Source organism: Secundilactobacillus similis DSM 23365 = JCM 2765 (assembly GCF_001311075.1).
Taxonomy (GTDB): domain Bacteria; phylum Bacillota; class Bacilli; order Lactobacillales; family Lactobacillaceae; genus Secundilactobacillus; species Secundilactobacillus similis.
In genome coordinates this window covers 1-15,628 of the sequence record NZ_BBAD01000076.1, presented here as the reverse complement: position 1 = coordinate 15,628, position 15,628 = coordinate 1, and the positions used below count along the sequence as shown (strand labels likewise).

Genomic DNA, 15,628 nt, shown 5'->3' with positions numbered 1-15,628 from the left:
ACTGTTGGCAACCAGAATCTCTGACTATCACATTCTGAAGCTGACGAAACTGTGTGATGACAACGCTGGACGATAACTCGACAACTGCAGACGCACTTGTGGTCAATGTTCAGTAACCGCAATGGAACAACGATTGTGTGATGTGAAAACGTATCAGTTGAACATCGTTATGCTAACCAGATATGCTACATTGCCGTCAAAAGCACTTTGAGATGTTCTACGATAGTACCGAATTACGTCAATGTGAGATTTCGGTGGGCGGCTAGGTGGATGCTGTGTCGCGATAATTGGTGGTTGTTGACGAACTTCCAACAACCGCCAATTATCGGGGACGAATTGAAGACTCGTACGGGTTTTGCGAGTCTTCAATTCGAGGCTTGAGACCGCCCTTTGGCTCAAGCCGGCCCCACAGCAGGAACCTAGCCGACTACCGGAATCGGCAGCTTAAACAAATCACCGCATTTCACAAACTGAACAGCAGAATGCTTACGCTGGACACAAGCGACAGTCACCTAAACTCGATAAAATCCAAGCGGATGGATCGTATAAAGCTCCGACATCAAGTCCAGCGTTTTAAAGAGAATGTGCTGTTGAGCAAAGGTGCCCGAAATTTCAATGTAAAAGGCGTAGATCCCGATTTGCTGCCGAGTTGGTAGGGACATAATGGTTACTAAGTTTAAATGAGTCGCCGCCAACTGTGACAAAATTTGTTGTAAGACCCCAACTTCTTCAGTAGGTGGGGTGACGAACATCGGAAATTTGAAGGTGGCTGATGGGTCCATTGGCGCAGTTGGTTCAATCAAGGAAGTCGGTTGTTTCTTGAAAATAATGAATCGCGTGGCGTTATCGGTTTGATCTGCCACGTTGTCCTGCATTAACGGGAAGTCTTGCACAGCCATTTGGGATTGTGGAATGATGGCCGCATCACCGGGCTCGCCCGCCTGCAATTTTTCAACGGAAACCATGTTGCTGGACGTGGTGATAATTTGGACATCGGGTAGACTGTTCAGTAATTTCTGGCACTGACCTTCCGTTTTAAACTGCACGTAAATTCGTTTGATGTCGCTTAACTGATCTGCCTTTGCGGCTAAGCCAAAGTTAACGGGAACGGTAACTTCGCCAATTTCATCAATATCAGAGGTTTGAAGGCGTTGAAGCGTGGCTAACACGAAACCATCGAGTTGATTTTCCAAGGGCAGTAAGCCGATGCCATCTGGGGTAACAGCTTGGTACACTTGATCAAAGGTGGCGTGGTAATCAATTTCAATGTTATCAATGGGATGTTGTTTGAGATAGGCTTTGGCAGCAGCATCGGCAAAGGTACCGGCTGGGCCGAGAACGGAGAATTTCATTGGACCGCTTCCTTTTCGAGAGAGTTGTTAAGTCGATTATGGGTGCTAATGAGAACGGTGTCAATATGGGGAATGGGCCAGTTATTAAGTTGTGCACAAGCAAAATACTACCCGACTTGGTCGAAGTGTGGGAAACTAATAATAAGTAAGAACAAGAGAGGATGATTAGTATGACAACCATTATGATCGAACCAGCCGTGCAAGAACGGTTAAAGCAACACATGAACCCTGGTGACCACTTAATTTTAGACTTTGATGACGGCGTTGGTCGGTATTCCAAAGTGGGGGTCTGCTCGTTAGACGTTAGTTTTCGGCTGTTGATTGTTGCTGACGACACGCTGGATTCGGTATACGATACGACATTAGATAGTCCTTTGGGTAAAATTTGGATCAAGGGCTACGCGGCAAACTTTGTCGATGAAGTACCGAAGTTAAGCCTGAACAAGTTTGGCCTCATCGCACTGACGACGGCGACTGGCACCGTAGATAGTAACGTTGCCGTACTGGATCATCCACAAGTTGTGGCGGAATAAGTCAGAAAGACGCTAAGGAACTCTGGTTGGAGCTCCTTAGCGTCTTTTTAATTACTTAAAATACCGCCGAATCGTTTCCTCAAAAATCGCAATAAATTGTTCGTAAATGGGTAACTCAACATATTCGTCAATCTGGTGGGCAGTCATGTTGCCGGGACCGAAGACAGTTACAGCCATTTGGGGGTTAGCTCGAATCAATTCCGAAGCGTCAGTCCCAGCAGCCGACCCACCGATGGGCAGGTGCTGCTGGAGGTGATGTTCACCAACTTCACGAAGAATTTGGATCAATTTATCGTTAGGGTCGCTTGCCACGGGGAGTTTGTCGCCCAAGAGGTTCAAGGTCAACTGACAGCCACCTAAGGCATTTTGCGCCTGAATCAAGTCGTTTAAGTGGGCGAGAATGTCTTCGTTTGGGACTTCTGGGACCGTGCGCACCTTCATGAATAGTTCAGCTTGGGATGGCACGGAGTTTAACTGTTGGCCCCCCGTGAACTTGGTGACGACCGGAATCGTTCGACCCAGTACCGGGTTAGCGGCGGTGAGGGTTTGGAAGTAGGCGGTTTGTTGTTGATAGTAGGTCATGAGCGCGTCAATGGCGTTGAGTCCCAGCTCTGGTGTTGAGCTGTGCGCCGCCTTGCCCTTCGCTTGGACGGCGTAAGTAAGGGAACCCTTGTGCGCAAAGTTGAGGACAAATTGCTCAGCCGCATGGTTTTGGGGAAGCAGCGCTTGAATCTGTTCCTCAGAAAAGCGTAACGGATTAGCAGGCGGCGTTTGTTTGAGCCAGTCGACCGGAACGCTGCTGGGTTCAGCAGTAACTAAAGCGGTCACGTCATCAACGTAGCCGTGTTGGGCAAAATACTGCGCTCCCTGCATATGATTCGTGCTACTAGACTCTTCACCCACGGTCGCCAGTAAGCGGACGCGACCGTGAAAATCAGGATCATTAGCTAAGGTGATCATCGTTAAAATTTCAGCGGTGAGGCCAGCCTTCATATCACTGGTACCGCGACCGTACATGCGCTGATCGATGATTTCAGCGCCAAGCGGGTCATGATGCCACTTATTTTGGTCACCTAAAGCGACAACGTCTTGGTGGCCTTCTAACGCAAAAACGGGTCCTTCGGTTGGGCCAATCTCAGCAACCACGTTGTGACGGCCGGGTTCAACTGCTAACAATTGGTGGCGAATATGGTGCTGGGTGAGGTAGTCGTCTAAAAAGGTAGCGGTGCGGTCTTCATGACCACCTACCGTATCAAGTTGAATCAACTGTGTCAGTAAGTCTAACTGCTGTGCATCAAGCAAAACAATCACGTTCCTTTATTAAAATTCGCGGCGTTAAGCGCGTCCCGTAGCGATAAAAATCGGAAAACAGGTCATGATCACGGGTCTCCGAGTTGACAATCAAATTTAAATGAGTAAAATATTAGAAAAAGATTAGAATATTTAATCGTTATTATAGTATTTATTCGCAACAACCGCAACTAACGGGTTGCAGGAGCGAAACTAATAAAAAGGGTGATTCATTTTGGCAGAGCAGACATTGGTTCCAACGGACGTCGAAGCGCAGATGCAGGCGCTTTTTAGAAAACTGCATCAACATCCAGAGTTAGCTGACGAAGAACACTGGACGACCCAGCAAATCAAGTCAGTTCTTGCAGATCTACATATTACCGTTCAAGATTATGGGTTAAATACGGGTGTTGTCGCCGAAATCGTCGGTGACGCACAGGGGCCAACGGTGGCCTTGCGGGCGGACATTGACGCGTTACCATTACAGGAAGAAACGGATTTGCCATACAAATCCCAAATTGACGGCGTTGCCCATTCTTGCGGACATGATTTTCACACGACTGCCTTATTGGGAGCAGCAGCGATGCTACAGGCAGAACATGATCAGCTTCCGGGCAAAGTTCGCTTATTATTTGAGCCCGGCGAAGAACGACATACGGGTGCGAAGGCGATGATCAAGGTCGGTGTGCTCCAAGATGTGAAGGCCATTTTTGGGATGCATAATATGCCCCAGATTCCGGTTGGAACGGTAGGGGTCAAAGTTGGTAAGTTGATGGCGTCTAACGATAATTTCCAAGTGACGATTAAGGGACGGGGATCGCATGCCGCAATGCCGCACACTGGCCGTGATCCATTGGTGGCGACTTCGGCAATTGTTTTGATGCTCCAAACGATTGTCAGTCGCAATATTGACCCAGCTGAACGGGTCGTGTTGACCGTGGGGCAGATCACCGGAGGCCATGCGAATAACGTGATTCCGGATGACTGCTTCTTCCGTGGTACGATTCGCTGTTTCTCGAGTGAAAGCCGGGCACTGGCTAAGCAGCGGTTTAACGAGTTAGTGAGCCAAACGGCCTTAGCTTACGGTCAAACGGCGGACATTGAATGGGATCAAGGGCCAGCGCCAGTCAACAACGATGCTGAAGTTACCGAATTGGTGAGCCAACAAGCGAAGCAGTTTATGACGGTCGCACCCGCTAAGCCAACGAACGCGGATGACGACTTCGCTAGTTTCGAAGAGCACGTTCCGGGATGCTACGCCTTCATGGGCAGCAAGGGGAACGCAACGTTGCACCATTCAGACTTCATTGCGGATCCGGCGGGCTTAAAATACGCGGCTAAACTTCACGAAACTGTCGCCAAAGCACTTCTGAAACGTGAAGTTGAGCGCTAATCGGGTCTATAATATAAAAGAAACAGAACTGATCTGACAGGATTTTAATGACAGAAAAGGGTGACCAGGGCGCTGTTCTGGCACCTTTTTTGGTCGAAATCGGTCAGAGACTACATATTTAATGGGAGGAATTCAATTGAAATTTCCAGAATCGAACGTTCTACAGCATTTACCAAAACAGTTTTTTGCCAGCTTAGTTGCGAAGGCCAACGCCAAAGCGGCTCTGGTGCGGATGTGATTAACTTGGGTCAGGGAAACCCAGATCAACCAACGCCGGACTTTATCGTGAAAGCCATGCAAGAAGCAACGGCTAACCCAGCAACGCACAAATACTCTCAATTTCGCGGGATGCCGAATTTAAAACAGGCCGCCGCTGATTTTTACCAACGCGAATACGGCGTGACGTTGGATCCAGAAACCGAAATCGCCATTCTGGGTGGTTCTAAGATTGGTTTGGTTGAACTGCCATTTGCGTTGCTAAACCCGGGAGACACGATGTTGTTGCCGGATCCTGCTATCCTGATTACATGTCTGGCGTTGCGTTAGCACAGGTCAATTTGGAACTGATGACGTTAAAGGCAGCTAATCAGTATTTGCCAAAATACGCGGACTTAGATCCGCAAGTAGTTGAGCAGGCGAAGTTGATGTACCTCAACTATCCGAACAACCCAACCGGCGCCGTTGCAACCCCGGACTTCTACGCTGAGACAGTGAAGTTTGCGCAGGATCACCACATTGGCGTGGTCCAAGACTTTGCCTATGGTGCTTTAGGGTTTGACGGCAACGCCCAGTCAGCTTCCTCCAGACCCCAGGGGCCAAGAACGTCGGTATCGAAATGTACACTTTATCCAAATCCTTCAACATGGCTGGTTGGCGAATCGGGTTTGCGGCGGGGAATGCCGACATGATTGAAGCCATTAACTTGATTCAAGACCACTTATTCGTGAGCGTCTTCCCGGCAATTCAAGACGCAGCGGTTGCGGCTTTGAACAGTGATCAATCCAGCGTTAAGTCGCTGGTGGCACTGTATCAACGGCGTCGAGACCAGTTCTATGCCGCCGCTCGCAAAATTGGCTGGGAACCATACCCATCCGGTGGTTCCTTCTACGCTTGGATGCCAGTTCCCGCTGGTTACACTGCCGAAAGCTTTGCGGATCTATTGCTCGATAAAGCCGCAGTCGTTGTAGCGCCTGGGACTGGTTTCGGCGCAGCGGGTGAAGGTACGTCCGCGTGGGGTTGCTGATTGACGAACCACGCTTTACGGAGGCTTGTGAGCGGATTGCAAAGTTGAATTTGTTTTAGGTTACGTTTGTGTCCAGCATAAGCATCATTGATGTGAGTTTGTGAAATGTGATTTGTGTGAACTGACGATCCCGGTCAGCGACTAGGTTCCAGCTGTGGGGCCGGCCCGAGCCAAAGAGCGGTCTCAGTCCTCAAATTGAAGCCACGCCAAAAAACGTGCGAGTCTTCAATTTGTCCCCGATAATTGGCGGTTGTTGGAAGTTCGTCAACAACCACCAATTATCGCGACACAGCTTCCACCTAGTCGCTGACCGGAATCTCATATTGCGCAATTCGGCACTATCGCAGAACATCTCAAAATGCGCTGGACACAAGTGTAAGTCAAAAACTCAGATTCCTTATACGACAAAAAACGGACCGCCAAATTGGCAGTCCGTTTTTAAATGTGATTAAACTGAGAACAAAGGATTATTTCCGGTTAACATGTAGGAAGACGGCACCCATGCCTTTGTCGAAGGTGGCTTTCCAGTCACCCTTAGTCAAGGATTCTGGTAACAAGAAGGTTCCGCTAGAAACGCGTTGACCAGCCTTGAGTGGCATGCCTTGGTCTTCGAGTTTCTTGACGAGCCATTGAAGCGAGTTCAGTGGGTTGCCGAGAACTTCGGATGAAGCACCGTCCTTAAGCTTCTTACCGTCATGGAAGAGTTCGCAGTGAACGTCGGCGAGGTCGTCAGGAGCGTTGAAGAGTTTGTCGGTATCCATTTCTTCACCGTAGACCACGTAACCACCAACGGCTGCGTCAGACATGACCATGTATTTTGATAAACTTGGGAACCAGTCACTGAAACGTGAATCTGGGACTTCGACTGCGGCAGCAACTTGGGTCTTGTGGAAGAGGTCGTCTAAGGAATCGGTGCTCTTGAGATCTTCCTTGGCGGTAAACATCATTTCAACTTCGGCAAGTGGTTCCATGACATCGTTGGCCTCAACGGTGTGCGCTGATTTAACGAAGTGACTCTTCAATTGCGCACCGTAAAGGGGACAGTCGGAATCAAACATGTCTTGGGTTTGCTTGCTGGTTAGTGAAACTTTGTAGCCACCGACTTCTTCGTTCTTAAGTTCGGTCAAACGGCGTTGAACACGGTATGAAGCGGCTTCGTCACTGACAACGCCTTTGAAATCTTCTTCCTTCAATGGCTTGTGGGTGGTGTAGGCGTTAAATAACGCGTCGGCTAACTTAGTTTCGGTTTCTGATAAAGTTTGGTTGCTTAATAATTGTTCACTCATGGGCGAGACCTCCAAATAATATGTGTAATATGTGATATTCAATTAAAACTATGTGCTGAATCAATATGTGTTATTACTATGTGTGACGGTATCATGACCGCCGATATGTGATGCTATGTGAGAAATCATCTGTTGACGCAATAAGTGTTGGTGCTATGTGATGTTGCTAATATGTGTCCCGCCAATTGTTGGTGGGTTCAACGAGAAATTGCACTTCATTGACGCTATGTGTTGAAACTAATATGTGTTGAATCTGAGAAATCTGAATGTCGCTTGAATCATCTGACGCCATAATGCCAACTTCCAATCGTCCTCACCACCTTTAATGTCTGATTAATTTAAATTCAGGAAACGAAAAAGCGCCCGTACTCGCAACTGCTTGCGAATAAGGACGCTTTCACGTGGTACCACCTTAGTTTATAACTTCATTGCTGAAATTACCTCTCACGTACGGCATTACTGCGATACGCTTGGCACGATAATGGGTGCACCCAATGTGTTCTACTTCGGCATGGCCGGTTTGACACACAGCTCGGAGATGATCATCGTCTACGCTCGTCATTGCCTTCCACCAGCCGGCAACTCTCTTGATCCGAAACGAAGTTGATGTTTCTCGTCAACGCTTTTCATCTGAATTTAATGATTGGTATCAATTTACACCCAGCTGGGGGAGGTGTCAACAGGTTAATGGCAAAAAAATGAGAAAATGAGAACTTTTACTGGGGATGTGGTTGATGTGGCGGGGTTTTTGAGAAGTAAAATTTTTTGAGATTATTTTTTTCAACGTTCAGGGTGAGGTTAACGGTTAAGCGGGAGGGAATGTTGAATTGAAAATTAAGAAAAGGTGATTTGCTTGATAAGGATTGAATTGAACTTCTTAACTCACAAGTAGATGTCGATTTTATTCAGTTTCGAGACTGTTATCTAGCCTAAACGCCAATAGGTTCCAAGCTTCGCTGAGTCGCGAGGAAAAACGCAGGTCCCGCCAGATAAGGGTATGGTAACGTAGACACCAAAAAACGGCATCCACGTTACCATGACCTTATCTTCTGGGACCTAACCGCGTTTTTCCTCGCTCTCAACCTCTTCCAATGGTATACTTTGGGCTAAACGAACTAACAATAATAAAGTGAGGAATCGCTCGTGAAACTTTCAAAATTTCTGTTAGGAACCGCAGTGGGGTTAGCAGCTGGTGTTGCCGCACTGTACTACAAACAACGCACCGTTGAAGCGCCAGCTCGTCGGAATAATACCCGTGTTTTTGATGATTTTTCAGCAGTTGATTTAGATGAATTTGGTGACCAACTCAGTGTTGCGGCAGCTGATCCCAAGGCGCTAGTTTTAGCCCAACCAGACGAAAAATACGTGTTGGAAGGTCGGCTAACCACACCAGAGTTTGAGTTACCCGCCTTTAAAGACCTAGTCGTTTCGTGGAATGCGTTAACTCCCGTTGGAACCGAAGTTGAAGTTTCCGCTCGGGTCAACGTTTCTGGCCACTGGTCCAAGTGGCACAGTTGGGGCCGTTGGTCAACGAATCAGTTGAGCGGCAGTGTTGCCAACGATGTTGAGGATAGTTTAGCTGGCATCGATACGGATACCTTGACGGTGAAGACCGGTGTGGCAACACGGGCCCAGTTAAGTATCCGACTTCGGTCAAATGACCAGCGGCAGACGCCGGTCTTAAAATTGTTGGCAGCTAGTATGAAGCCCGTTAAAACGGATCTGATGGTGGATGATCAAACGGTTGAAGTTGACCGGGTAATTTCAGCGCCGGCTTATTCTCAAGAAATTCGCGATCCTAAGTTGGCGCCTGGTATCTGCAGTCCAACCACGATTTCGATGGCAGTCAACCGGCAAAATGCTGATATTTTACCAGAAGAAGCGGCACTGCGGAACTACGATACGACTTATGATGGGTTTGGTAATTGGTCGTTTAGTACTGCCATGGCTGGTAGTTTGGGCTACCGGGCGTATACCGCGTTCACCAATCTGGATGGTCTTCGTCGCGAAATTGCGAAGGGTTTTCCGGTGGGGGTCAGTGTTCAATATACCAATGATCCAAATAACGGGAAACTCCCTTACGTTAAACAGGCACCAGGGGACACTTATGGTCATTTACTACTAGTAACCGGATTTACCAAACTGAATGGCGTTGATATGGTGGCGGTTAACGATTCTTATGCTGATCATGATGATGAGGCTAAGCGTTTTTACCGACTGGATCAATTCAGTGAGGCTTGGCATTCACGAGTGGCCTACTTTGTGGGCGCTAACTATGATGGTTACGACCGGTTGGCTCAACCAAGTCGGGTAACGGTTGATCTAGCACCAGATGCGACGCACCGGTATTTTTCAGTTAACCTGCATGAACAACGATTACCAATTACTAAAGAAATGATCACCCAGTCGAAGCCGTTTACTTTGGCGTCAACGACGGTGGCGGTCACGACTGACGGTGGTGATCCGGTGGCAACCACTGCTCAGCAACAGTTTGAGTATGCGGATGTCGATGACGAAGGCCGGTTGGCAATTGACGTTGATGCCATTAAGGCTGCCAATCCAGCCGCAACGGAAGTTACCGTCTACATCGCGCGGCTTGCGCAACCAACCCTTGTCGGAACCATTCCGCTGGTAACCAGTCATGATCCGGAATAGGTACCCGCATTAGTTGGTAACTATACGGTTGCTGATCGTCCGAATGACACGGCGTTGCACTACATCGTGATCCACGCCACTGAATTATCGTATCCGGAGACGGTGACGCGGTTTCAGACGGCTCATCAGGTTAGCGCGCACGCGGTGTTGCGTGGGTCGGATGGTTTAGTAACGGAGATGGTGGCGCCTAAGAACATTGCTTGGCACGCCGGTAACTGGGACATGAACGTTCGGTCGCTGGGCATTGAACAGGAAGCCTTTGAACACGATGCGTCATCGTTTACGGCACCGATGTTGCGGTCGCTGGCGGAATTGATTTTAACGTGGTCACGAAAATACGCGATTCCGCTTGATCGTGCGCACATCATTGGCCACGACAACGTGCCGGGACGAACATCTGCTGATCAGCTTGCGATGCACCGGGATCCAGGTAAGTTGTTTGATTGGCAACGCTTATTCGACTTGCTGGGCATCGCAACACCACGGATTCGAGAACCGCAAGTTGGGGCTGCCGTTGAAGTCGTTGCGAATGTGACCTCGGTCTATGTGTCACCAACAACTGATAGCGCGTTGATTGTACCAACAGATCAGCCGGCTTGGCAGCATCAGGTTAGTTTTGGGCAGCAGTTTGTCTGCGCGGCCCAACAGGATGGCTGGACGGCAATTTGGTACGGTGGCCAAATCGGTTGGGTGAAAAATCCGGCTAATCAGGTGTTAACGCAGGTCCCGGCCGATATTTGGCAAACCGATGCTGAAATGACTGAGATTTATGGCACCACGCAACCAGATGCTGAACCGCTAACAACGGTTGCGGCGGGTGAACAGTACGTCATTGGCCAACGGTTAACAGGGTTGCAAACCAGTGAGGTTGCGGGCCGGTTTCAAGCTCAGCCAACGGTAACCCAATTTAACCAGATTTGGTTCAACCACCGTCTAGCTTACGTTCGCGCATAATGATTGAATGACAAGATTCATTTTCCAAGATGGAGAATGAATCTTTTTTTGTACGGAAAATCATTAATATACATAAAATGCATATATTCATTACGGATGAACGGTAAATTTTAAGCAGTATTCTTGACATAAACCTTTTGATATAAGTAGTTAAGCCTAATACCGAGGCTGAAAGTTGCTTCGCCAAGACTATTCACGAAATTTTACAAAAAAATTCACATTTTTCCCATATTCTGTTAATATTATTTGGTTACACTTAAAGTATAAATAAAGAATAAGTTGCATAAATTGACGCCGAGTTGCCGATAGTCTCGAAAACGATCCGTTAACCAATGACACATATTCAGCACCCTTAAAAGGAGGGAAACGTTATGGCAACCCAGACTAAAAAAATCAACGGTCTCTCATTGACCGCCTTAGTGATCACCACCGCAATCGGTTCCGGCATTTTTGCCCTAAGTAGCGACCTTGCCACGGCTGCTTCTCCCGGTGCCGCGATCCTCTCCTGGCTGATCGTTGGTTTCGGAATCTTGATGTTGGCGGCCTGTTTTAATAATTTATTGAATAAACGCTCTGATTTGGAAGGTATTTTTTCATATGGGCGGGCTGGGTTTGGTCCCTTCGTTGGCTTTATCAGTGGCTGGGGGTACTGGATGTCAGCCTGGTTAGGCAACGTGGCCTTTTCAACGGTCTGTATGAGCGCGCTGGGGTACTTCTTTCCGGTACTTCATAACACCAATAGTCCCTTTACGGTGGCCGTTGCCAGTTTATTCGCGTGGTCACTGACGTTCCTCGTTAACCGTGGCGTGGAAAGTGCGGCGATGGTCAATGCGATCATTACGATCTGTAAACTGATTCCGATTTTTACCTTCATCATCGTCGCCGCAATTGTTTTTGACGGTCACATCTTTACTGCTCAGTTCTGGGGCAACATGACCGGGCCAATGTCGGCCAGTGTTGTGGGGCATCAAATCAAGAACTCCCTGATGGTCATGATGTGGGTGTTTGTTGGGATCGAAGGCGCAACGGTGCTGTCATCCCGGGCGAAGAGTCGGCGGACGGCAGGAACGGCAACAATCGTTGGTGTGAGCTGTCTGTTGGTCATTTACATCTTAGCTTCGATTTTACCCTATGGTTACATGACCCGGACGCAGTTAGCTGGGCTAAAGCAGCCCGCCATGGTCTACATTTTTGAACAAATGGTTGGTCCGTGGGGCGGTGCCTTCATTAGTATCGGCCTGTTCATTTCAGTTGTTGGCGCCTGGCTTTCTTGGACGATGCTACCGGCGGAAACCATGAGTTTGATGGCGAAACAGGGTTTGTTACCGAAACGATTTGCGAAAACCAACCGTCACGGAGCGCCAACGTTGGCGTTAATGACGACCGCCTGCATGGTTCAAGGATTCATGATCATGTTGATATTCGCGGAACGGGCTTATGAATTTGCCTACAGTTTATGTACTGCCTCCATCGTGGTGTGTTACATCATCGTTGCCGCGTACCAGATCAAATACTCGTGGCAGCATCGTCACGAACGTGGTAATCGGCTACAGCTATTGATTGGCTTGGCAGCACTGACCTTCCAACTCGTTGGCATCAGCTTAGCCGGATTGCAGTACCTGTTCATCTGTCTCATTGTTTACGTACCGGGAATTATTCTTTACATGATGACCCGGAAACGTGACGTTGGCCGCTTCCTCACTAAGTTGGAGTGGTCGGCTACGATTCTGATTTGTAGCGGTGCCGTTTTGACTGTAACGTTGCTGTTGATGGGACGGTTGTCAATCTAAATAATGCTTTATCGAACGCGTTCACTGTAATTCGGTGAACGCGTTTTTCTGTTGTCGTTTGTGTCCGGCGTAAGTGTGCGGAGCGAGACGGGTTGAGAGCGTAGTGTAATGGCACTTCGGTGAAAGCGCCCGGGCTTGGCGGTTTTATCGAAGTACCATTACATGCAGCTCTCAGTCTCGCGCAGCACGACCCGATGAAGTCTGGAAGCCTATCTGGCCATTCGGCGTGGTGGCCAGAAAGCGCGTGGTTGACAAGCTTCTGTAACTTCAGGAACCCTGAAAACAACAGCTTAAGTGACGCCGAATTTTGTAGCCTGAACGGGCGCTTTTCAGTGCGGCTTTGGCGGCGAAGCGACGATAAACAGCCGTCACTCAAATCAAACCCAACATTTACGTTGAACACAAAAAATCGCCCAAACAGATAATTAATTGTTAAGTTAATTCCACCTAAAACGCCGGTGTAGCACCATTTCAACGAACTATAAATTACAACCACATTGCAAAAAGATGTCGCGCAACTGAATGTTAATCAGGATGCAAGTCCGGCGTAACGTTGTCGTTATATTTTGAGCGTAATGTGGAAACTGTTAAGTAGGGGAAGTTAAATTGCCTTCAGTAAGAACTTGCTGATAAGTGGGGTGAAAAGCACAAGGGAGTGTTTGATGTGCATCACTGGCAACAACTGAAAACGGGTTTGTTAATGGTCCTTAGTTTAGGGTTATTTGTCGTTGGGTTCGGGGTTTCCGCGCATGCGGCGACAACGGCCACGATTGTCAGTCAAAGTAGCATGACGCCAACGACTTACGTTCGGAAGGCGGCTACTGGCTGGACCTATAATTTGGACACGAGTGGCAGTACCGTCACATTTGGTGCGAAAAGTCACTATTTAGCTAATTATCCTAGCACTACTTGGGAAGCAACCAAGAAGATGACCCTGAAGAAAAACGGGGCCAATTACCTGTACTACTACATTTCCAACGTGGGCAACACGGTTCACGGCTGGATCTTGCACGGGTACCTCAAGGCGGGTGCGACAACCGCAACCGTTGTGGGAATGGCCAAGAAGGAACTGGGCAAACCATACAGCTATGGTGGGAACGGTCCCAGTGCGTTTGATTGTTCCGGCCTAACGACGTATGTTTATAAAAATGCCGCCGACAAGACCCTGCCACGAACCGCGCAAGCGCAATATAACACTTACGCGCACGTTAGCAGCAGTAACCTCAAACAGGGGGATTTAGCCTTCTTCGGTGGCAGTACCTCAAGCATTTCTCACGTGGGCATCTACGTGGGTGACGGCAAGATGATCGATGCGCAAAACTATGGCGTGATCACGGAAGCAATTTCGGCACCGTGGTGGCACTTAGTGGGTTATGCACGACCAATGTCGTTATCTTAGGAGGTGCAGCGATGTTTAACCAACAAGTTGTAAAATTTGGTGTCCGTTGTCTCCTGGCAGCGGTGACGCTAATGGCTGGTGTTGGCGCGTTGAATCAAACCGCCCACGCAGCAACGATGGGTACGTCGATTCCAGATTTATCAGAATGGCAGGGCGCGTTAACGGCAACCGAAGTTCAAAATTTGAAAAAAACCGTGCCGTTCGTGATTCTGCGAGTGCAGTACGGCAGCGACTACAAGGACAAGGACTTCGCCGCCAATGTGGCTTTGTGTGAAAAATATGGACTGGAATACGGCGTGTACTCCTTTAGCCAATATTCAAGTACGTCCGATGCCAAAATCGAAGCTAAGGATTTGTATACGCGGGCCCCTAACGCTGACTTTTACGTCAACGATTACGAGGACCAAACTGTTTCAAGCGGGACGACGAATAGCGCAACGGCAGCGTGGTACAGCGAATTACGATCCAAAGCACCGCATAAACGAATCCTATTCTATTCCTATCAAAGCTTCGCCAACGAGTACGCCGCAACCGCAATGACCAAGTACGATGGGTACTGGTTAGCGGCCTATCAATCCGCTGAACCAACGGTGGCGCACGTGTTATGGCAGTACACCGATAGTTACTACGCCTCAGCGCTGAACCAGAACGTGGATGCCAGCAAGAAACACGGTAAAAACAAGAGCTGGTTCCTGTCATCGAGAGCCATCAGTTTCAACAAAACGGTAACGGTCAAGAAGGCGGGTTACACCATTTGGCGCAGCCTGGCTTGGACCAAGACCAACGGCACCACGAAGACCGGGACAACGTATACGGCGAAATACTACTATAACCACTTCAATAGATCAACGTACTATTCGTTGTATCAAAACGGCAAGTGGGTCGGTTACGTCAATAAGAACGCAATGACGGTTGAGTAGAGGTGAAGAAAATGAATAAGAAACGATTATGGTTACTTGGTGGGTTATTGGCAACGGGATTAGTTGCGACAGTGTTAGTGAATAGTCCGCTCACGAAAATTCACGGTGATGCAACCCCAACGACCGCTCAATTGTCAGTGCCCAATCAAGTGAAGACAAGCACCCAAACTGCGGCAGTGGATCAAGTTTCTGGGACTTCAAGCAATGCGAAAGTTACCTATCAAACGGCTGGGCAATCAGCCACCACGGCAACTTATCAACAAAAAACAACTGCCACTCAGTCGAAAGCAGCGAAGCAGGTTGCCACCCAAGATCACAGCGGTGAGACGGTCAAACTAACCGACGGCACGACTGCTAAAGAACAGGGGGTCATGGGGCACGTCTATGTGACCTGGCAAAAAGGTAACTGGTCCGTGACAGCAGTGACGGATACGACCCAATTGTTACATACCGAACCTACCACGTTGGCGTCACAGGTGAACAAGCAACTGAAACAAAACGATATTACGACCTAATCAGTGGCAAAGGGTGCCGTTACCGTGTATTCGACAACGCAAGCTACCCCAGCTAATCAAATTAGTTGGCAAAATCAACAGAATAAGAAACAAGTCGCAACTGTTACTGGTCAACAGGCTGGGACGGTGTATCAGATTGCCAAATCGGCTGTTGCTGATTAACGATTATTCACTAAAAAGGAACTCATCGTTTGCGGTGAGTTCCTTTTTGCTTACGCTTGTGTCCAGCGACAGTGTTCGCTGCTTGTGAATTTTGACCTCGTTAGCGCGTTAATCATGGGTGATATTGTGGGCACAG

12 protein-coding genes and 1 pseudogene are annotated in these 15,628 nt (G+C 48.5%); 10 read left to right on the top strand and 3 right to left on the bottom strand.

Translation table 11 applies throughout. The features are described from left to right. Positions 1 to 512: 512 nt before the first annotated feature. Positions 513 to 1,352, bottom strand: a complete 840-nt coding sequence (locus JCM2765_RS13400) for a prephenate dehydratase (protein WP_054737165.1) — start codon at positions 1,350 to 1,352, stop codon at positions 513 to 515. Positions 1,353 to 1,522: 170 nt separating this feature from the next. Between JCM2765_RS13400 and JCM2765_RS13395 the strand changes: the two genes are divergently transcribed. Next, complete coding sequence (locus JCM2765_RS13395; protein ID WP_054737164.1) at positions 1,523 to 1,885, top strand: iron-sulfur cluster biosynthesis family protein; 363 nt, start codon at positions 1,523 to 1,525, stop codon at positions 1,883 to 1,885. A gap of 51 nt (positions 1,886 to 1,936) precedes the next feature. On the opposite strand, the gene JCM2765_RS13390 is transcribed toward JCM2765_RS13395, so the two are convergent. After that, positions 1,937 to 3,187, bottom strand: coding sequence for a M20/M25/M40 family metallo-hydrolase (locus tag JCM2765_RS13390; protein WP_054737163.1), 1,251 nt, complete (start codon positions 3,185 to 3,187; stop codon positions 1,937 to 1,939). Between the two features lie 223 nt (positions 3,188 to 3,410). Here JCM2765_RS13390 and JCM2765_RS13385 point away from each other — a divergent pair, with 223 nt between their 5' ends. Beyond that, positions 3,411 to 4,568, top strand: coding sequence for a M20 metallopeptidase family protein (locus JCM2765_RS13385; protein WP_225352105.1), 1,158 nt, complete (start codon positions 3,411 to 3,413; stop codon positions 4,566 to 4,568). Between the two features lie 136 nt (positions 4,569 to 4,704). Next, a pseudogene (locus tag JCM2765_RS13380) lies at positions 4,705 to 5,870 on the top strand (pyridoxal phosphate-dependent aminotransferase). 408 nt (positions 5,871 to 6,278) lie between these two features. On the opposite strand, the gene JCM2765_RS13375 reads toward JCM2765_RS13380, so the two are convergent. Beyond that, a complete protein-coding gene (locus JCM2765_RS13375; protein WP_054737162.1) occupies positions 6,279 to 7,097 on the bottom strand; it encodes a 2-keto-4-pentenoate hydratase in 819 nt (272 codons plus the stop codon). A gap of 1,143 nt (positions 7,098 to 8,240) precedes the next feature. Here JCM2765_RS13375 and JCM2765_RS16820 point away from each other — a divergent pair. The 7 genes from JCM2765_RS16820 to JCM2765_RS17245 all read left to right on the top strand — a co-directional run bounded on the left by JCM2765_RS16820 (position 8,241) and on the right by JCM2765_RS17245 (position 15,492). Then, positions 8,241 to 9,752: a C39 family peptidase gene (locus tag JCM2765_RS16820; protein WP_202813647.1), complete on the top strand. Its 1,512-nt coding sequence runs from the start codon at positions 8,241 to 8,243 to the stop codon at positions 9,750 to 9,752. A gap of 54 nt (positions 9,753 to 9,806) precedes the next feature. After that, positions 9,807 to 10,706, top strand: coding sequence for an N-acetylmuramoyl-L-alanine amidase (locus tag JCM2765_RS13365; RefSeq protein WP_054737161.1), 900 nt, complete (start codon positions 9,807 to 9,809; stop codon positions 10,704 to 10,706). A gap of 371 nt (positions 10,707 to 11,077) precedes the next feature. Continuing rightward, the gene (gene arcD / locus JCM2765_RS13360) at positions 11,078 to 12,496 is read left to right on the top strand and encodes an arginine-ornithine antiporter (protein WP_054737160.1); all 1,419 of its coding nucleotides are present in this window, start codon (positions 11,078 to 11,080) and stop codon (positions 12,494 to 12,496) included. A gap of 664 nt (positions 12,497 to 13,160) precedes the next feature. Beyond that, positions 13,161 to 13,895, top strand: a complete 735-nt coding sequence (locus tag JCM2765_RS13355) for a C40 family peptidase (protein ID WP_225352104.1) — start codon at positions 13,161 to 13,163, stop codon at positions 13,893 to 13,895. Between the two features lie 11 nt (positions 13,896 to 13,906). Next, positions 13,907 to 14,815 (top strand): GH25 family lysozyme, encoded by a 909-nt coding sequence (locus tag JCM2765_RS13350; RefSeq protein ID WP_054737159.1) that lies wholly within the window; start codon positions 13,907 to 13,909, stop codon positions 14,813 to 14,815. A gap of 11 nt (positions 14,816 to 14,826) precedes the next feature. Beyond that, positions 14,827 to 15,330, top strand: coding sequence for a hypothetical protein (locus JCM2765_RS13345; protein ID WP_054737158.1), 504 nt, complete (start codon positions 14,827 to 14,829; stop codon positions 15,328 to 15,330). A gap of 24 nt (positions 15,331 to 15,354) precedes the next feature. Next, positions 15,355 to 15,492 carry a hypothetical protein gene (locus JCM2765_RS17245; protein ID WP_156301804.1) on the top strand — a complete coding sequence of 46 codons (138 nt, stop codon included), beginning with the start codon at positions 15,355 to 15,357 and terminating at the stop codon, positions 15,490 to 15,492. Positions 15,493 to 15,628: the final 136 nt, after the last annotated feature.